This window comes from Streptococcus sp. HMSC057G03 (genome assembly GCF_001808745.1).
Classification (GTDB): domain Bacteria; phylum Bacillota; class Bacilli; order Lactobacillales; family Streptococcaceae; genus Streptococcus; species Streptococcus parasanguinis_Z.
In genome coordinates this window covers 39300-58417 of the sequence record NZ_KV794429.1, presented here as the reverse complement: position 1 = coordinate 58417, position 19118 = coordinate 39300, and the positions used below count along the sequence as shown (strand labels likewise).

The following is a 19118-nucleotide window of genomic DNA, read 5'->3' as shown; positions in this document are numbered from 1 at the left end:
ATAAGAAAGAGGCTGGGGCTTGCTTGCCTTTGCCTCATGATCTGTTCATAAAACAAGTTGATTTGTTAGTTAGCTACGGAAGAAATCAAACTCTTCGAGTTACTGATTTCTGTTCCGTTGCCTACTTCAACTCAAATTTCAATTCAGCTGTTGGACGTACGAGTCCACGTTCATGAAGAGTTTCTGCGATTTGGACTGAGTTCCAAGCAGCTCCTTTAAGGAGGTTATCTGAAACAACCCACATGTGGATCCCTTTTTCAGCATCCAAGTCTTTACGAATCCGTCCAACGAAAGTATCGCGTGAACCGACCGCATTAACGGCTTGTGGGTAGATTTGGTGAGCAACATCGTCTTCAAGGACTGCACCTGGGAAGGCAGCAATAGCAGCTTTCACTTCGTCAATTGGTGCCACTTCTTTTGTTTCAATGTAGACTGACTCTGAGTGAGCTGACAAGACTGGAATCCGCACACAAGTTGCTGAAACGGCAATGCTATCATCTTCCATGATTTTCTTGGTTTCATTCGTCATCTTCATTTCTTCGTAAGTATAGTCATTTTCTGTGAAGACATCGATTTGTGGAAGAGCGTTGAAAGCAATTGGGTAATGTTTTTTATCACCACCGCATGGCAAGATTTCCGCTTGTACATCACGTGGGTTGACACCATCATTCAAAACTTCCTTCAACTCACGTTGGGTTTCAAGAATAGCTCCCATACCTGCACCTGAAACAGCTTGATAAGTTGAAACGATGATACGATCTAAGCCCCATTTTTGACGAACAGGCTCAAGAGCAACCATCATTTGAATCGTTGAACAGTTTGGACAAGAGATGATTCCGTTGTGAGCATCAAGAGCGTGGGCGTTCACTTCAGGCACTACCAAAGGTACATCAGGATTTTGACGGAAGTAAGAAGTGTTATCTACAACAACTGCCCCTGCTTTAACAGCATAAGGTGCATATTTTGCAGAAGTTGATCCACCAGCTGAGAAGAGAGCAATGTCAACCCCTTCAAAAGCATCTTCTGTTGTTTCTTCAATCGTCACATCTTGACCTTTGAATTGCAAGACCTTTCCTGCAGAACGTGCAGACGCAAGGTAACGAATCTTATCGATTGGAAGAGTTGATTCTTCCAACATTTTGATCATTTGAGCACCAACGGCACCTGTAGCACCGACAACAGCAACTGTGTATCCCATAGTAAATCCTCTTTCAAAATTTTCTAAAAATTGAGTATTTGTACTATTATACAATTTTTTGACATAAATGAAAAGTCCTGAAGGCACAAAAAAATCCTGATCCGAAGACCAGGATTCGAGGCACCTTTCGGTGAGAACAGCAGGTTCACACAACTGTTCAAGGTCCGCTCCTGCGTTACAATTGAATGTAGACCTCCTCAGCGCAAAAGGCTCCTAAGAGCCAATCGACTCATCGCATAATTCTAGTTTACCATGAACATCCACAAACTGTCAAGAAGGTAGGTACTTGCTTCCTTCTCGAATACTCAAAGGAGATAACTGCTCTCGATAGCGGTCGATAAAGGCCCCTACCCAATCCGGATTAACCTTGGAATAATTGCGTAAACTCCAGCCGATTGCCTTATTTATAAAGAACTCGCTTTGACCTAGATTATTGAGGATCACTTTTTCTAACAAATCCGTATCTGTTTTTTCTTTCCTCATAAGCTGGTGATCAATGGCAATCCGCCTCAACCAAAAGTCCTGATCCTTACTCCAATCCAGCATAACCTGCTTGGTTTCTGGATAGTGAAAAGTAATCTCTCCGATGATAAGGTCCAATTGATCTATACTGTCCCACCATGATTTGGTTTGAGCCAATTCCTTTAGCTTTGGAAAATCTTCAGGTATAAGCTCCTTCTTCTTTTTATCCAGATAATCCATAGCAATATATTGGAACTCACGGTAGGGTTGCTGCCAACACTCTTCCACAAAAGCCCAATCAATTGGATTCTTTATGAAAAGCTTAAAAAATCTCTTTCAATCTTTTTGAGAATTGGTTTTTGAACGCCAAGAAAGCTGAATTTATTTTTCATATAAGCTTCCATTGCTGGGACTTTCGCTGGATCAACTTGGTCTTCTAACAATTTCAAAAGAATTTTTGTATCCATATGATGCCTCCTTTTTTACATCAAAGGTCCAATCAAAGAAAAGAGATAGCCACCCAGACGATGAGTTATAGGCATTTTAGACAAGCTATCCAGAGTAACTTCCTCTGAGAGAGCCTGGGTTTTCTCAAAATCTTCTTCAATCTTAAGCACTTCCAGATTTTTGTAGAGATAAACCCCATCTTCAAAATTTTGATAGAGACTTCGGTAGTCTGTATTAATGGTTCCTACCACCGCTTGTTGGCTATCAGAAACATAAACCTTAGCATGGACAAAGCCTGGGGTATAACGGAAAATACGGACGCCAGCATCCAAGAGGGCTTTAAAATAGGTCGTCGCAATATCAAAGGCATACTGTTTATCTGGAATCCCTGGCATAATGATACGAACATCCACACCTCGTCTGGCCGCAAATGTCATGGCTCGAACCAATTCATCATCCAAGATCAGATACGGCGTCATGATATAGACATAATTAGTAGATGTATTCAGAAGATGTAAATAAACATTTTCTGCAACCTTGTGGTAGGTCAACGGTGAATTGCCATAAGGAAGAACCAAGCCCTGGCTCTTTCTTTGTTGAGGTTTTTCTTGTAGATAGCGCTCCATATCCGCTTTGTCTTCTATTCCGGTCACTGTCCACATGGTCAAAAAGAGAGCTTTTAGCGTTTGAACTGCTGAACCATCTAATCGAAGGGCCGTATCCTTCCAATGACCAAAGCGTTCTAGTTTATTGACATACTCATCAGCGATATTAACGCCACCAGTGTAAGCAACTTGACCATCAATCACTGTAATCTTTCGATGGTCTCGGTAATTGTAATAGGTTGATAGAATAGGCTTGACTGGTGAGAAGGCCTGAGCTTTAATGCCAACCTTGTGCAATCGCTCGATATAATCGTAGGACAAGGTAGTCATCTCATTCATCCCATCAAACATGACACGAACATCCAGACCTGCCTTGGCCTTCTCCTCCAAAATGGCTAAAATCTCGCCCCACATGATCCCTTCATCAATAATGAAATATTCCATGAAGATATAGCGCTCGGCCTTTTTCAAATCCTCCAACAAGGCTGGTAGCATGTCATCTCCAAGTGGAAAATAGGTAACCTCTGTGTCTCTGTAGATAGGAAACTGTGCTGGACTATGCTCCAAAAAATTAGCTAATTTCTGTAATTGGCGATCACTTTGGGATAAATAATCAGCAACTTCTGGATCGGTGCTTAGATAGTCAGATGCCTGCACTGTAGCATCCTCAAGCCGCTTCTTCAAGCGTCTCACACCCAAATCAGCTAACGAAAAGTAAAGCAGAGCTGTCCCAAAAATTGGAAAGAGGGCAATGATAATCACCCAGGACAGTTTGGAACGAGAATCCATGGAACGATTGAGCAAGTAAAAGAAGGTAAAGACACTCAACAAGTGTTCCCATAAGATAATGGATGGGAAATGCTCTTGTAGACTGAGATATGAAAAGACAAGAAAGGCCAATTCCAGTAAGAAGAACAGAAGAATGGGAACCTTTCGGTTAAGTAGAATTTTGGCCCATCTGGAGGGCTTTTGAGGTAACAGCCTAGCACTTTGTTCTTCAGTCATAAAGGCTCCTTTCATGTAGGGGAGACCATCACAACTTTCCGGTCTCTTTCAGTAATTTTATTAGTATCATTTTAGCCTATGAAAAAGTCAGGGATAATTAACTATTGCGATTTACAAATGTCGTGATTTCTACTGTATTTTTCTCACCGGCCCTTCGATCGTCTTTTGCATCCAGACGATATCATGCCATTTGTTAAACTTATAGCCAATCTTTGGGAAATGAGCCACTTGGACATACCCTCGCTTTTCATGCATGGAAATGCTCGCTTCGTTCGGAACTGCGATACAAGCCAGAAAGCGTAAGTAGCCTCGTGCTTGCAACTCCTCTTCTAAGGCAGTATAAAGGGCCGATCCGATCCCTTGTCCACGCGCTTCTTTTGCTACATAAATAGACAATTCAGTGGTCCAATCATAGGCAGCGCGTGCATAATAGGTCGAAGCATAGGCATACCCCACAACTTTCCCATCCACTTCTGCGACCAAATAAGGAAATTGGGTCAGCGTTTTTATGATGCGACTTTCAAATTCCTGGACAGTCGGTACATCAACCTCAAAGGTAATGGCTGTCTCTGTTACATAAGGTTGGTAAATCGCTCGGATAGCTGCTGCATCGCTGAGCAGAACGGGTCGAATCATCATGGTGGCCTCCTAATTAGATTATACCTAGTATACCGATATGCCTCCTCACTGTCAATGAAGGACTAGCAGCAAGCAAAATAATCCTGGAATTGTATCCAGGATTTCCATCCTTCTTAAACCGTTTGACGTAACCCCATCATCCGGTAAAGGAATAAAGCGCTCGGAGCTTTCAAAAAGCTCTTTTGCTTGGAATTTGTTGATTTTAGCACATAGTTCGGTTTGACTGTTTCAGTGACTGTCTTTGCTTGTTTTAGATTCAGGCCGGTTTGTTTTTTAGACGGTTGAACTTTCGATGGTTGAAGGGAAGCTTTCACTGCGCCTGCTTGAAGGGGTTTTTCTTTCACCTTCAAGGCTTGTCCAACTGGTTTTGAAGCAGGAGCAGATAGTCCTGCTTGTGCTGAATGAGAGAGTTGACTCATGGTTTGATTGTTTCTGACTTCGACATGGTTTAGGATACCTCCATTTGGATTGAGGTGATCGGTCACACCTGTATCAAATGGCGCTACAAATACATTGTCCTCAATTGTGACATTTTTAATATCTCCATAGCGCGTTTCAACATCAATCGATCCACGATCCTTGTTGTAGATATCGCTCTTCGTTCCTGTGCGCTCCAAGAGATTGTGGTGAACCCGAATCCCTTCTTCATTCAAATCAAAGTTATGGCCCTTAAAGACAGTCGTCAAGCGAATTCCAGCATCACCGATATTCTCTTTAATCCGATTGTAGGCAATCTCATGGCCTTTTCCACCAAAGATCCCAACACCACCAGCTCGCCAACCGAGTTCAATCGTATTGTGCAAGAATTTATTATTTTCTGCTACTGCCGATTCTGTCCCATCCGCAATACTTGACCAGCTGGCAAGTCCGTCATCTCCATTTCCACGAATACTCGAATTGCGGACAATCGAATTCTTAGTCCCTTGGGCAAAGTTGACCCCGTCAGCCAGGTTATTGCGCAAACGGACATTTTCTACCACTAGACCATCTGTGTACTTCATATCATTTTTTCCAGCATAATCGCCAATCCACATGCCGACTTCAAAATGTTCGGCCCAAATATCGTGAATATGAGAATTCTTCCCTGGCGTTCCAGAAATGGCCTTGTACTGAGCATTTTCACCATAGCGTGAACGAAGGTTGGAGGACAGATAGACATCGCTAAATTCAACATGGTTGTCTTGGTGAAGGAAGTCAAATCCACCACCACCAGCTTGGTCACTAGTAAAATGCAGTTGGGTATGCCAGATACCAGCCCCTGAAATCTTCATATCAGAAGCATCGATACCGACTTTTCGATTGAGATTAAATCGCCCAGCTGGGATATAGACATTCTTTCCGGTTTGTTTAGCTTCATAAATCGCATCATAGAGAGCCTGGCTGTCATCAGTATCGTCGTTTGGCGTAGCTCCTTTAGAAACAATATTGATAGCATTATCCCCTTGAGCAATCGGGTCTGGAGCTTGCTCGAATTCCACAAAGTCAAGACCATAATGGACGTCATCTGACCTGTTTTTCACCAGTGAAACCACATCTCCTTTTTGAAGCTGAAGTCCTGGAAGGAGGCTGTGTACTTCATCAAATTGGAACCGAGCGCGTGTATCCGCCTGGGCACTATCGTGTACACCTTTGTCATTCAAGTACTGCCAGTTAGACGTAGATGAAAGGTCCAATTGTTGAACACTGTGACCATTCACCTGTACATCGAGTTGTCCACTTGCGCCATCTGGTACCGTGTAGCGTACAGTTAAGGCATTGGCTGGCTCATTGACCTTAAAAGAAACACCATCTCCCTTTTCTTTTAAAGCAACATAAGTCTGATCAGAAGCTTCAATAGCTGTTGAGTGACTGTCTTGAGACTGCTCTACCTCTGCCTTTCCAAGGAGGTTTCCTTTGTCTGCCTCATAACGGGTGTAAGGCATAGATGCTCCATATTGGCTGGTATCTACTTGAGAGCTTGCAGGATCAGAGGTTATCGCTTCTTGCCCTTGTATTTGAACTTGTTCCTGCTCTCCAGCTTGATCAGCTGCCACAGATTTTCCAGTCAAAAAACAAGCCCCCATGATCGCAATCACGACAGAAAAGACTCCAAGTTTAGACTTGCGAATGCCAAAAACGATATCTTTGTTTAAATGATTCATCACACATTTCTCCTTTTATTTTTTACAATGATTCTATCCTAATAAAAAATATCATGACAAACAAGGTGAATTGTGTGAATATTCTGTATCAATTTGTTGCAGATATGTTAACCTTTTTATGTAGTAATAAAAGTGAGTAAGAAAAAAGAGGCTGAGAATGCTTTCTCAAACCTCTTTTGATGACACGAGCTTATTCCGCTTTTTTATTTGAAAATTGGCTATTGTAGAGCTCATAGTAGAATCCTTTATCTGCTAATAAGGATTGGTGATTTCCTTGCTCGATGATTTGGCCATCTTTGAGGACAAGGATTTTATCTGCTTCTTGAATGGTAGACAAGCGGTGAGCAATAACAAAGCTAGTCCGCCCTTTCATCAAATTCTTCATGGCTTTTTGAATCAAGAGCTCTAAACGCGTATCGACAGAAGACGTCGCTTCATCCAAAATCAAAATCTTAGGATCAGCAAGGAGCGCACGCGCAATAGTTAGAAGTTGCTTTTGCCCAAGAGAAATATTGCTAGACTCCTGGTTCATTTCCATATTGTAACCACCAGGGAGTGTCCGGATAAAGTGATCGACATTGGCTGCCTTTGCGGCTTCAACAATTTCTTCATCCGTTGCCTCGAGATTGCCAAAGCGAAGGTTTTCTTTGATGGTTCCTTCATATAACCAAGCATCCTGAAGCACCATTCCGAATTGTTTGCGGTAATCTTGGCGAGACAGATGGCGAATATCATGACCATCGACTGTAATCGATCCTGCAGTCACATCGTAAAAGCGCATGAGCAAATTAATCAGGGTTGTTTTCCCTGCTCCGGTTGGTCCGACAATGGCCACCATTTCACCTGGCTTGACTTCTAGGTTGAAATCACGAATCAAGGGTTTGTCCGCTACATATTGGAAATCCACGTTTTTAAAGCTGACTTGCCCTGTCAAATCTCCAGAGAGGGTTTCTGTCACATCTGCTACTTCATCTGGTTCATCCATGACTTGGAAAATCCGATCTAGAGACGACTTAGCACTTTGTAGCTGTCCTGCCAATTGGGTCAAGTTTTGAATCGGTTGGTTGATCTGCCAAACATATTGAACGAAGGCCTGCATATTCCCGACAGTCAAACGACCTGCTAACACTTGCAAGCCACCAAACAAAGCGATAACGAGATAAGTCAAATCTGAAATCCCATTTAAAATCGGCATCATTAAGCCAGAAATGAAATTAGCCTTGAAACCTACCTTTTGAAGGTGATGGGTAATATCATGAAACTCTTCCTGGGAAGATTTTTCCCGAACGTACAGCTTAAGGACATTAAAGCCTGTTAAATTTTCTTGCACAAAGCCGTTCATGGCTCCCAAAACATCTGCCTGCTCTTTAAAGTAAGGCTGAGATTTTTTCATGATAAATCGAGCACTGAAATAAGTGATCGGAATGGACAAGATGACTACTAGCCCCAGCTGGATGTTTAAGTATAAGACCATGCTGATAACAAAGAGCAAGGTAAAGATGGCATTAACGATTTGTAAAAAGGACTGTTGCAAGGCGTTCGAGACGGTTTCGACATCGCTAGTAAAACGTCCTAGTAAATCTCCAAACTGATGCCGGTCAAAATAAGAAACGGGAATGTGGTTGATTTTATGAGACAAATCATTTCGCATGTCCTGAACGGTCTTTTGAACAGCATTGGTCATGAAATAGTTGGAATAATAAGATCCCAACTCATAGAGAACCCCACGGAATAGATAGAGCGTCATAATGATCGCGATATAGGAGGTGTTAAGACCAGCTCCCGCAAGGCCTTTTGCCATATCCATGAGATTTTTTGTCAACTCAGTAATGGCAAGCCCCAAAACAAAGGGTTCGACAACACTCATGACGACACTTAGAATTTTTAAGAAAATGGACAAGCAAACTTCCAAGCGATAGGCTCTCAAATAGGTCCATAGTCTACTAAAACTGTTTTGTTCTTGTTTCATCTGCTTCTCCTTTCTATTCTTCTGTCAATGATGGACTATCGAGCTGCGAATTGGCAATTTCACGATAGATCTCATTGCTTTCCATCAATTCATCGTGGGTTCCTCGACCGACGATCTCCCCTTGGTCCAAGACAATAATTTGATCCGCATCCATAATGGTTCCCACGCGTTGCGCTACGATCAAAACGGTCGCATCTCCTGTAACTTCTTTGAGACGCTTGCGCAAAGTGGCATCCGTCTTGTAGTCTAAGGCAGAGAAGGAATCATCAAAAATAAAGACATCTGGATCTTTGACAACGGCACGAGCGATGGACAAGCGTTGTTTTTGACCACCTGAAAGGTTGCTACCACCTTCTGCCAAATGCGTATCAAAGCGCTCCTCACGACTGTCGATAAATTCCTTGGCTTGGGAAATTTCAGCCGCTTGTTCTAGCTCTTGTACAGAGGCATCTTCTTTCCCATAACGAAGGTTCTCAGCAATGGTTCCTGTAAAGAGCAAGGCCTTTTGCGGAATAAAACCAATCTTTTGGCGAAGGGCTTTCAGATTGTAGTCACGGACATCTACACCATCCACCAAAATTTTTCCTAAAGTGACATCATAGAATCGAGGAATCAACTGCACAAGTGAAGATTTCCCAGAACCGGTCGAGCCGATAAAGGCAATGGTTTCGCCAGGTTTGGCTTGAAAGGAAATATTATGGAGAACTGGACTCTCCGTCTCACCTGGATAAGCAAAGGTGACATTGTCAAATTCCAAATAGCCACGAGATGCTGTCTCTGTTACACCATTCTCATTTGGATCAATCGAAATGGGCATGTCCATGATTTCCTTGAGCCGACGGCTAGAAACCGCAGTCCGAGGATACATGGTAAATAGATTGGCTAAAAAGAGGAAAGATAAAAGCGCGTGGAAGCTATACTCAATAAAGGCAACCAAGTCCCCAATTTTCAAACTACCGTCATGAAGAGGATCCAAAGCAAACCAGACAATCGCCACAATCATAGCAATGATGATCTGCACAAATAGGGGTTCTGTCAAACCAGTAAGTTTGAACAATTTATTCGAGTTTTCCGCGTAGACTTCATTTTCAGCCGCAAATTTATCCTCTTGGAATTCCTCACGGGCAAAGGCACGAATCACACGAAGTCCTGTCAAATTTTCACGCGCAAATTGATTGAGATGGTCGAGTGTCTTTTGTTGCTTCTCGGAAAGTGGACGTGTCTTAACTGCTACATACCAGACGACGACAGCAAGAAATGGTACAGATACCGCTACAATCCACGCTAAAGAAGGACTGGTCGTCAGAATCAAGAGAACACTAGAAACCATCATCAAGGGTGTGATGACCCCCATCTTCAACATAGAATCCGCAAACTGCATCAAAACAAAGGCATCAGAAGTCAAGCGAGTGACCAATGACGATACCCCGATTTGCTCATACTCGTGATGCGAGTACTCCTGTAACTTAGCATAGAGGTCATTGCGCATATCGCGAACCATGGTGGTCGTTAGCTGGCCAACCGCGTAAGACAAGATAATCCGTCCCACAATCCCGAGCAAAATGATCGCAAACATGACCCAGCCCCAGAAATACAGCCGATCCACATCACGCGGGTTAATTCCTTCATCAATCATGCGAGCTAGAATCGTTGGCAAGCCCAAATTGACAATAACAAACAGGACCGCTGAAAATAGATTCAGGGCTAGCCACTTGGGATACTTTTTCAAGTAAGACCAAATATAAAGCATAGATGATTCTCCTTTTCCATAAATAATAACCTTGATCACACAGAAAAGAGGGAGCGAGACGAAATCATTTTCAAAGAAAATCATTCCTGCCCCAGTCCCATCTGTAGTCTCATTCATTATACCAAACTAGTCATAAAAGTAAAGCAAAAGAGCAGGTTTCCCCGCTCTTCACTTGCATTATTTCGTGCGTTTGAGTTTAGCATTTTTAAGAATCATAAGATCCCCTTGGTTGCTATTACTTAACTTAGAAAGATCAAATGTCAAATAGTCACCATCGACCTTATATGTAATCTTTTCTCCTCTACCATCATTTGACGAGATTGTTTTCTCTTTTTGATTGATTTTAACATCATAAGATCGCTCATTCTTTTGACCAGCGACTTCACCCGCGATGCTGAGGGTTCCTTTAGAATCTTTGATCTTAATAGAAACTTCAAAATTAATAACGTCTCCAATAGACTCTAATTGACTACCTGATAAGCCCTGCTCTTCAAGAATCTTCTTGAGTTCAGTTTTTGTTGGTTTGTAGACATAAGTCCCGTTATCACTTTTGGCACCACATGCCACCAAGAGGACTGCTGCAAAAACTGTAACGAAAGCTAAAAGAATACGTTTAAATATTTTCATAATCAATCTCCTAATGTACTTTATAATCAGATTTTACCATTATTCTAATTCTGATTCAAGATATTATAAAGAAGAAAAAGAGCAGATAACCTCTGCCCTTCTCTTGTATTATTTTGTACGCTTGAATTTAGCGTTTTTAAACATTTCCAAAGCGGCTGCGTGATCAGAACTTTTCTCTCCAGATAAATCAAAAGTGAATACATCGCCAGAAACTTTGTATTTAACCTTTTCACCTTCACCTGTTTTTGATTGAAGAGTTTTCTTTTGTTGGTCAACTTTCATATCAAATGATTGGTCTGTTTTTTGTCCCATCATTTCACCTTTAATTTTAAGGCTACCTGTTTTATCTTTAATGGTCACTGAAACTTCCAATTTAACATTGTCGATCAATGCATCTACACTTGAACTTGGAGCACCTTGTTCTTCAAGGATTTCCTTCACTTCAGTTTTTGATGGTTTGTAGACATAAGTCCCGTTATCACTTTTGGCACCACATGCCACCAAGAGGACTGCTGCAAAAACTGCAACGAAAGCTAAAAGAATACGTTTAAAGTTTTTCATAACTTCTCCTTTTTAGTTAGATTCACCCTATTATATCAACAATTCAGACACACGGCAATGAAATATTCCAAATGTAATACTCTTGTAATATATTTATCAACTAATATGTAGCGATTAAATAGGCAGGATCCGTACCTACCTTCGCTAAATTATTTAACTTTTTTAAACTTAGCCATTTTTATAAAGTTTATAAAAATATCAGAACCACTCGAGTTTGATTCTTTCACATCCATAAAGGTTAGCATATGATTAGAAATTTTATACGACATCTTTGTCCCACTGTCATCATTCTTCATTACAAATATTTTGTGTTTTTGGTCAACCTTAAAATCATAGGATTGATTGGTATTTTGAACATTTGATTTTATTTGAACCTTCATAACGCCTTCTTTGTCCTTAATGATAATCGAAACCCTAAATTTATAATCATCTGTAATGATATAAGCAAGTTGACTTGGTAGCATCTGCCTCACTTCTTCTGTTGAGGGTTCGAATACATAAGTCCCATTATCACTTTTTAGACCACAGGCTACTAAGAGGACTGCTGCAAAAACTGCAACTAAAGCCAAAAAAATCTGTTTAAAATTTTTCATACCATCTCCTTGTTTCAACGAATATCCCTATTATAGCAATAATTTTTTCGTATCTCAATGAAAGATTAGATAATACATGGCTTGTAAAAATCATAAAAGAAAGAATGCACAAAAAAACCGAGGCCTAAACCTCGGTTTTCATTTTGATTGGAAACTCTATTATTTAAGAGTAACTGAAGCGTCGTTGCTTTAGTTGTTCTCACACAGCTATTTTTTACTTGGTTTCTTTACTTGGCGGGATTGTGGCGGGATTTGCAGTTAATCCCAGCTCTCCTAATGCCTCTGTTATCTCAGCACCACCAGTAACAACTTGTCTATCATAGAAATGAGAATAGGTGTTTAGTGTTGTAGCCTTGTCCGTTCTTCCTGAACGAGCCGAGACATACAAAACATCTTTTTTTAGAACGTTTATCATAAATGAATCATGACTATGACGTAGACCTTTCCCAGTAATAACCGGAACCTTAGCCACTAGTGCATGCCTTTTTAACATTCGACTTAAGGTAGATTTGTTCATTGGAGAGTTAAACCGTGCTAATACGAAATTATCTTCTCTATTATACACTTGTACAGTTCTCCAATTTTGCAACACTTTAACAGTTTCGTCATCTATTTCTAAGAAACGCATTCCTGCCCTAGTTTTTGTCTGCTCTTTTCGAACGTATTTCCCATTCCCTTGATATTCGAGGGTAGATTGAATATGAATAACCTTATTTTTAAGATCTATGTCTGACCACTTTAAACTAAGACCCTCAGAGACTCGCATCCCCGTCATAAAATAAAGCCAGATAGCCGTATAAAACTGCCTCTCTTCATAAACTGTCTGATCAAAAGTTTTTAATACCTTATCAAGTTCCTCTACAGTCCAAAATTCAGTTTTCGGTTTTTCTCCTTTAGGATTGTCTAACTTGCGACAAGGATTATTCTCGATGTATTCCAAGCGTTCTGCATAATTTAAGCACTTCTTCAGTTTACACCAAAGTCCTTTTGCGTAGTTTGGAGAGTAGTCTTCCATTAAAGATAATCTAAAATCTTCGCATTCCCGAACATTGATTTCAGACAATTTCTTGTCAGCAAAAACCTCAATAAAAGTCTTATACTGAGGATAAGCAGTTTGATAGGTTACGGACTGAACAGTTTTCTTATAATAAGGCAAATAAACATCTTCCATAAATTTTGAAAATGGAATATCTAATTGTGGCCTATTTGCACTGGCACTAGCTATTTTAGCATTGTATTCAGTTCTTATCCTACAGACTTCGTCAAAGGCTTGCTTTTCTGTTTTAAAATCAATTCCAAATTGATCTTTATAAGATTTAACCCTAAACCTCTTTCGGTCACCCGTAGAAGGATCTACACTGAATTCAACTTCATAGTAAATTTTTCCTTTCTTATTTCGACTTACGCATTTATATTTTTTACTCATTTTGTTCCTTTCTTTCAGAAAGCAACTTAAAGCCGAGTAATTCTTCTACAATATACGTAGGAGCTAAATTAAGACGAGAATTATCAAATGGTGATTTACTTAATTCTACCACATTATTCGATAAAGCTCTAGATTCTTCAAATTGTCGAACAGCAATTAACTTTGCTTGTCTTATAATATCCCGTGCCGTATGTTCAGGAAAACCTAATTTCATTAATTCTGTATGATTTATTGTTTGCATTATCTCTTCCTTCTAATTCTTAATTACAGAGATTTCCATCTTTTGATAAGGCTTATAATAGTTCAACAAATTAGATCATTAACCAAAAGCCTTAAACTACTTTTCTTTAAAATAATTGTACATCGCATAATAGTCAAATTCCATCTTAATGCCAGTTCTTCCATTACGATTTTTTAAAACCACTAACTCAATCTCTCGTGGATTTCTCGATTTAGCTTCATTAACATCAAAGTGTTCTCGTCCAGTACCTTTAAGTTGAAGTCCAATTAAAACATCACTAGAGTATTCGATGGCTCCACTTTCCTTGAAAGACTGCATACTTACAATAGATTTGTAGTTTTCTCTATTAAAAGAAGAGATAGCGATCACTGGTGTTTTAAAGTCTCGGCTGATCCTTTTCAATTCTATTACCGATCTATCTGTATTTTGTTTTTCAGTTAATCGTACATCCACCGGATATAGAATTTGTAAGTAATCAATAATAACCACGGGTACTTTTCCAGTATATTTGATATGCTTTTCAACAGTTTCCCGAATTAGTCCCACACCAATAAGTCCAGTACCTTCTACAATGTAAATATTTTTGCAGTATTGAGCGTAATTTTCTCTAGCTTTTTTAATCAAATCAATCTCTGGGGTGCTGTAACCTGCATATCTACTCCCCTCAGTAATTCCTCGTGCTGTTTTTGCATTCCTGATATCACTATTAGAGGCAATAGATTCGATAACAGTGTGACGACTAATACTTTTACTAATTATTTCCCACCTAGACATTTCAATACTAAAAATCAAAACATCTGTTCCCTGTGCTGCAATTTGATCAGCAATCTGAGTTACAAATGTTGTCTTTCCAAGGGAGGAAATTGCACCAACACAATACAAGCCTTCGTAAAGACCACCTTCTAACAGATCATCTAGACCTTCAAAATTTGTTTTAATACATGTATTATTAGAACCATTCGTAATGCCATTAAAAAACTTCGAAAGATGATTAGCTGTTGAATATTCAAGATACCGTTCTTTTTCACTTTTTGTTTGATTGATTGCATTTTCCACCATTTTGTTAAATACTCCTTTATTTTTCACTAACATTTCGTTAGGATCTTTTACATCATCAATAGTTAATTTGTAAGAAATAAATTTTATCTTCTTACTTCTAAATTGCTCTGCTAATTTTAGTTCAGCCTCTCTCCCCTTTTCATCTTGGTCCAATGAGAGAATGAATGTACGATAAACTTTTAGATCAGAAATAAGATTAATTAATTTATTTATATTTCCAATGCTCCCAAGTCCTACTGCCTTTCCACCAACTTCAACGATGCTCATGGCATCTATTTCGCCTTCTACAATAAAAATTGGATCCGTTGAATTTTTGAAGAGTTCACTTTTATTAAAAAGATCGCTTCCTCCCACTTTCTGTTTAGTATAGTTCAATTGATATTCTGGTACAATTTCTCTTGTATCACGAGCAAAATAACAACTTTCACTTAAAGGAATAATTAACCGAGGTGTTTCAGGAACATTAGGATTAGTCACATGAGGATGTTTCCATTTTTTTACGTAGCCAACTTTAAATCGGTGGACTGTTGAAAAACTCAACCCTCGTTTAAGAAAATAGTCAGTTTCACAGAGATGCTTTGTGGCCTCATTATAAAAGCTTAAATAATTATCTTTTTTCTCTTCTTCCTTTAAAGGAAAGATAACATTGGAATTCAAACATTCAGTCCTCTGGTCCTTGAATTCATCACATTCAGTTGATAGATTAAACAACTCTCTGACACGCTTCAATTGATCCTTAAATTTATCAATTCCTTCTACATAGCCGATAAGATCAAAGATATCTCCACCTCTATCGCAAGAGAAACACTTCCATTGGGTTTCAGCGTAAATATGAAAAGCACCAGTTCTGTTTCTTCCTTCACCACTGTGGCAGAGGGGGCAAATATATGCTCCTTTACCACCTTTACGACTTGATTCAGAGATTTGTTCAATGTATGCTTTCAAATAAGATTTTTCTTCTTCAAACATTTTTTTCTCCTCTTGTAGTTTCCAGTAAAAAAATAAAATCCGGACTTTTTTTCTTACAGGCAAAATTATAGCATTGCCTTCAATACGAAAATTGAAGGCATATGCTGCTTATTAATATTATTAGTATTGAAAATCAGAGATGCTAAAATATCAGTTATACCAAGGGTGAAAAATTTTTTTACAAAATCAACATACCCCAAATTCTAATTCAACATACCCCAAATTCTAATTCAACATACCCCATAAATCCTGATTTAATCGAAGTAAATCGATAAATCAGTAAATTTAAATCCCTAAAACTTTAAAACGAATTCTAAAATTTTTAAATTCAAAAAATGATTCCATTTCTAACTGTTTATCCGATAAAGGATTGTTATTAGAATCACAGTATTCCCAACTTATCAGGATTTTATCATTGACTAGTTTAGTAAGTGAATTATCAAGGCTCTCCTCAATTCTTGAATTCCAACCACCTTTTTTCAATCTAACTTCTTCGATTGCAGGAATTTCAGGACATACATTCAATAGAACTTCAACTGATATGACTTCATTAGTCTTTTTTCTTCGATTATTATGGTTACTTTGATGGTAGATTAGTTTCTTTGCAAGAGAATAAACATTTTTACTACGCTCATCAATTTTAAAAAGTCTGATGGGGAAATTAGTAACATAAGAAGTAATTAAATATCTAACGAATTTTTCAGTCAATTGAACTGTATAAACTTCTTTTTTGCATTTGAATTCCTCAATCAGTTTCATATCTTTGAATTCTTTAATTTCCGATTTTCTCTTTTCTGCAGTACTAATAGAAAGATCGTTTAGCAAGCTTAATGCTTCTTCAATGATACGACGTACATTCTTCTTCGTTGAAATGCTTGCTGGGTTAGATTTCCCCAACAGTTCTGCATACTGTTTAATTGAAAATTCAACCACGCAATTAACAGCCTCTTCTTCACTTAGTTTATATTGGTTCTTCTTCCCGACAAGAAAAATCAATAAATCCAACATCTTCAAAACTCGGAGTTTGAAATAATCTTTGTTAGCATCAAAGTTTTCAATATGAATCGTACCAGTCCCTAAATGAATAGAAGTTCGATTAGTGATCGGATCCCTTACTTTGTCAACTGTTTTCAAATTAACAGAAGTTAGCAAATTCAAAGTCGGCGCATTTAAAATCTTCTCGATTTTCTCTTTTTTATCTATAGGCATTATATAACCTCTTTTATATTTATTTGAAAAGAGTTTGAGAGCAAAAAAAAGAGTTGTAGCTGATGCTACAACTCTCTTGCACTCAATAAATTTTTCTTTCCATACTAATAGTCTGCCATTTTTTGATAAAACTAAAAAAAAGAAAAATCAAAAAAAGTCACCCTTTTCTACCAAAAATTGCTCCATTTTTTCTAAAATTTAAAAAGGACACTTTACAAAGTGCCCTTTAAAATAGCCTAAATAGCGATATTTTAAGGATGATAATACACATTATAAGATCTTCCATATAGGATTAAAATTTTTTTGAAAAAATTTTTAATGACCAAATTAAAAAAATTTTTTAATTTCATACCTAGGATTATAGTTTCAACTGAAGAACACTAAATCATTCCTATACGGAGAGACAATTTGTATAGTTATTTATGATTTATTTCAATCCAAAGCCTATTTTTCTTCTAATTCCAAGATTTGATTTTACCTGAAAAAGAAAGCTGATAAATTAACATTCTATTTATGTTCACGGTGAAAAAATAAAACATTTTGTCTGTTTAGCTACCAAAATGATACCAAACACATTTTGGTAGCTAAACAGAATTTAATTATACTACAAACACATTTTTACTTATCTCAACCGCCTCCAATATTTCTTTCTCAGTAATTCTTTCTCTATCTTTTATGACAGATTCCACATGTTTTTCAATAAAATCTCTCGCGTACTTTCTACTTTCCTTTTTCTTCTGAAACATATTTTTAAGTAAGTTGTCTAACTTATCGTTAAAAATAGCTTTCTGAACTTTTTCTAATTCATCTTCTGACAATGCAACAATAATTATGATATCAATAAATTCTTCTTTTAATTGAGCAAACATCTCTACTCTATCATCTACATTCTTGAATTTCCCAAAGTTAAATTATCTCTCAGTGTCCCTTCAAATACATAGGGATCCTGACTAACGTATGCTAACTTACTTCTTATATGAAGGAGAGAACTAATTTAGTCCTCTCCAGATTGTAACTTTTTATCAAGCCACTACAGTTGACAATGAGCCTTTATTATTAATTTGACCCTAAGTCTTTTTCTACGATTCTTAATCCGATTGGAAAATCATCTTTTCCCAATTTTAATTTCTGTTTCTCAATCAACTTAGCATCCTTGAGACTATATTGTAATAAATGTCGACCAGTAGTTAGATACAACATATTTTCATTTGAAATTGTAAGAGAATTTATTTCTTTTGGTGTTTCACCTGAATCGTCATCCAACACAATGGCTTTTATAGTTTCATTTTGTAAATCAAGAACAGATAAAATATTCTTTCCTTCTACCTCGTGCTTGACGACAAGGTAATGATTATCTGGACTTGGATAAAGCATATTAGGATAAGGATTGGGTAAGGTAAATAATTTCCTTTCTCCAGTGTGCAAATCGATTGACAACAATTGGTTTCCTGCCACCTTCTCAAAAGTATCTGTATCACGAATTGCAGAGATACTTACGAATGCCCTATCTTTGACAATTGCCAAGCCTTCTAACATTTCAACCTTTTTACCATCTGAAGTTAATCGAATTCTATCTTTTTCTTTCCAATGCTCTTTTTCATTTAGAACTATTAAGTCTGAATCCAACACGCCTTCTGGACGATTTCGTTTTGGATCTTGATAAGCAATCTCAGCATATACGTTAGAATTATTTGCAACAATCTGACTCGAAATTGCTGTCATTTGGTTAAATTTTTTCTGAAAAACTTGCTTTCCATTAAGAGAAAAGACTGTTAATATTCCTGAGTTTGCATCTGTTTGAGCAGTATAAAAGTAATTAGAAGAGATACCTGATCCCATCATTGCATAATTCTTAGTATGATTTTTCCTCATCTCACCTTTAGAAAAATCAATTGAAATGATATTTTGATGATCTATTGGTGCAAAATCATCACCTTCCGTTACGATCATCTTATCACCACTGTTTAAACACGAAAACCAGAGATTAACATACGTTGCTACATCAATTTTTTCTACTCGATGTAACTCAAGCTTATTCTCTTTCTTAGTATATGATTGAATACTTTTTGAGGTGACCAAGTAAAGATTCGATTCTGGATCAACTTGAAACATTGGTGTTTGGACCTTAGAACAAGAAAGCAAAAGGAAGAATAGAAATAAAATCCCAAAAAGATAAGAGCGTTTCATAGGTTATCCCTCCTATCCATTTCACGACTC

Annotated in this window: 15 protein-coding genes and 1 pseudogene; all 16 read right to left on the bottom strand. The window is 38.1% G+C overall.

All coding sequences use genetic code 11. The features are described 5' to 3' along the window. Window positions 1-121: 121 nt before the first annotated feature. Complete coding sequence (locus HMPREF2686_RS07355; protein ID WP_003001372.1) at window positions 122-1198, bottom strand: aspartate-semialdehyde dehydrogenase; 1077 nt, start codon at window positions 1196-1198, stop codon at window positions 122-124. Window positions 1199-1468: 270 nt separating this feature from the next. Then, window positions 1469-2127 (bottom strand): annotated as a pseudogene (locus tag HMPREF2686_RS10225) (DNA alkylation repair protein). 15 nt (window positions 2128-2142) lie between these two features. Next, window positions 2143-3717 carry a cardiolipin synthase gene (cls, locus tag HMPREF2686_RS07345; protein ID WP_070449997.1) on the bottom strand — a complete coding sequence of 525 codons (1575 nt, stop codon included), beginning with the start codon at window positions 3715-3717 and terminating at the stop codon, window positions 2143-2145. Between the two features lie 129 nt (window positions 3718-3846). Beyond that, window positions 3847-4356 carry a GNAT family N-acetyltransferase gene (locus HMPREF2686_RS07340; protein WP_070449994.1) on the bottom strand — a complete coding sequence of 170 codons (510 nt, stop codon included), beginning with the start codon at window positions 4354-4356 and terminating at the stop codon, window positions 3847-3849. A 113-nt stretch (window positions 4357-4469) separates the two neighbouring features. After that, window positions 4470-6497, bottom strand: coding sequence for a right-handed parallel beta-helix repeat-containing protein (locus HMPREF2686_RS07335; RefSeq protein ID WP_070449991.1), 2028 nt, complete (start codon window positions 6495-6497; stop codon window positions 4470-4472). 190 nt (window positions 6498-6687) lie between these two features. Beyond that, window positions 6688-8466 (bottom strand): ABC transporter ATP-binding protein, encoded by a 1779-nt coding sequence (locus tag HMPREF2686_RS07330; RefSeq protein ID WP_070449988.1) that lies wholly within the window; start codon window positions 8464-8466, stop codon window positions 6688-6690. Window positions 8467-8479: 13 nt separating this feature from the next. Beyond that, on the bottom strand, window positions 8480-10216 hold the full coding sequence (locus HMPREF2686_RS07325) for an ABC transporter ATP-binding protein (protein ID WP_070449985.1): 1737 nt from the start codon (window positions 10214-10216) through the stop codon (window positions 8480-8482). Window positions 10217-10393: 177 nt separating this feature from the next. Continuing rightward, the gene (locus HMPREF2686_RS07320; RefSeq protein ID WP_070449982.1) at window positions 10394-10843 is read right to left on the bottom strand and encodes a hypothetical protein; all 450 of its coding nucleotides are present in this window, start codon (window positions 10841-10843) and stop codon (window positions 10394-10396) included. A gap of 108 nt (window positions 10844-10951) precedes the next feature. Next, a complete protein-coding gene (locus HMPREF2686_RS07315) occupies window positions 10952-11404 on the bottom strand; it encodes a hypothetical protein (protein WP_049507816.1) in 453 nt (150 codons plus the stop codon). Between the two features lie 149 nt (window positions 11405-11553). Continuing rightward, window positions 11554-11997 (bottom strand): LptM family lipoprotein, encoded by a 444-nt coding sequence (locus HMPREF2686_RS07310; RefSeq protein WP_049507818.1) that lies wholly within the window; start codon window positions 11995-11997, stop codon window positions 11554-11556. 214 nt (window positions 11998-12211) lie between these two features. Continuing rightward, window positions 12212-13423 (bottom strand): tyrosine-type recombinase/integrase, encoded by a 1212-nt coding sequence (locus HMPREF2686_RS07305; RefSeq protein ID WP_070449979.1) that lies wholly within the window; start codon window positions 13421-13423, stop codon window positions 12212-12214. Next, window positions 13416-13664 carry a DUF3173 family protein gene (locus HMPREF2686_RS07300; protein ID WP_013903600.1) on the bottom strand — a complete coding sequence of 83 codons (249 nt, stop codon included), beginning with the start codon at window positions 13662-13664 and terminating at the stop codon, window positions 13416-13418. The genes HMPREF2686_RS07305 and HMPREF2686_RS07300 overlap by 8 nt, the downstream gene beginning before the upstream one ends. 96 nt (window positions 13665-13760) lie before the next feature. After that, window positions 13761-15692 carry a DnaB-like helicase C-terminal domain-containing protein gene (locus tag HMPREF2686_RS07295; protein ID WP_070449977.1) on the bottom strand — a complete coding sequence of 644 codons (1932 nt, stop codon included), beginning with the start codon at window positions 15690-15692 and terminating at the stop codon, window positions 13761-13763. A gap of 285 nt (window positions 15693-15977) precedes the next feature. Beyond that, the gene (locus HMPREF2686_RS07290) at window positions 15978-16901 is read right to left on the bottom strand and encodes a hypothetical protein (RefSeq protein ID WP_049473200.1); all 924 of its coding nucleotides are present in this window, start codon (window positions 16899-16901) and stop codon (window positions 15978-15980) included. Window positions 16902-17500: 599 nt separating this feature from the next. Further along, window positions 17501-17770, bottom strand: a complete 270-nt coding sequence (locus HMPREF2686_RS07285; RefSeq protein WP_070449975.1) for a hypothetical protein — start codon at window positions 17768-17770, stop codon at window positions 17501-17503. A gap of 187 nt (window positions 17771-17957) precedes the next feature. Beyond that, window positions 17958-19088, bottom strand: a complete 1131-nt coding sequence (locus HMPREF2686_RS07280) for a hypothetical protein (protein WP_049498806.1) — start codon at window positions 19086-19088, stop codon at window positions 17958-17960. Window positions 19089-19118 lie beyond the last annotated feature (30 nt).

Bases quoted from the DNA above. Each gene is read 5' to 3' on its own strand.
- HMPREF2686_RS07325 (WP_070449985.1), bottom strand. From the start codon at position 10,216: ATGCTTTATATTTGGTCTTACTTGAAAAAGTATCCCAAGTGGCTAGCC.
- HMPREF2686_RS07335 (WP_070449991.1), bottom strand. From the start codon at position 6,497: ATGAATCATTTAAACAAAGATATCGTTTTTGGCATTCGCAAGTCTAAA.
- HMPREF2686_RS07330 (WP_070449988.1), bottom strand. From the start codon at position 8,466: ATGAAACAAGAACAAAACAGTTTTAGTAGACTATGGACCTATTTGAGA.
- HMPREF2686_RS07295 (WP_070449977.1), bottom strand. From the start codon at position 15,692: ATGTTTGAAGAAGAAAAATCTTATTTGAAAGCATACATTGAACAAATC.
- HMPREF2686_RS07280 (WP_049498806.1), bottom strand. From the start codon at position 19,088: ATGAAACGCTCTTATCTTTTTGGGATTTTATTTCTATTCTTCCTTTTG.
- HMPREF2686_RS07315 (WP_049507816.1), bottom strand. From the start codon at position 11,404: ATGAAAAACTTTAAACGTATTCTTTTAGCTTTCGTTGCAGTTTTTGCA.
- HMPREF2686_RS07290 (WP_049473200.1), bottom strand. From the start codon at position 16,901: ATGCCTATAGATAAAAAAGAGAAAATCGAGAAGATTTTAAATGCGCCG.
- HMPREF2686_RS07285 (WP_070449975.1), bottom strand. From the start codon at position 17,770: ATGTTTGCTCAATTAAAAGAAGAATTTATTGATATCATAATTATTGTT.
- HMPREF2686_RS07320 (WP_070449982.1), bottom strand. From the start codon at position 10,843: ATGAAAATATTTAAACGTATTCTTTTAGCTTTCGTTACAGTTTTTGCA.
- HMPREF2686_RS07305 (WP_070449979.1), bottom strand. From the start codon at position 13,423: ATGAGTAAAAAATATAAATGCGTAAGTCGAAATAAGAAAGGAAAAATT.
- cls (WP_070449997.1), bottom strand. From the start codon at position 3,717: ATGACTGAAGAACAAAGTGCTAGGCTGTTACCTCAAAAGCCCTCCAGA.
- HMPREF2686_RS07310 (WP_049507818.1), bottom strand. From the start codon at position 11,997: ATGAAAAATTTTAAACAGATTTTTTTGGCTTTAGTTGCAGTTTTTGCA.
- HMPREF2686_RS07300 (WP_013903600.1), bottom strand. From the start codon at position 13,664: ATGCAAACAATAAATCATACAGAATTAATGAAATTAGGTTTTCCTGAA.
- HMPREF2686_RS07340 (WP_070449994.1), bottom strand. From the start codon at position 4,356: ATGATGATTCGACCCGTTCTGCTCAGCGATGCAGCAGCTATCCGAGCG.
- HMPREF2686_RS07355 (WP_003001372.1), bottom strand. From the start codon at position 1,198: ATGGGATACACAGTTGCTGTTGTCGGTGCTACAGGTGCCGTTGGTGCT.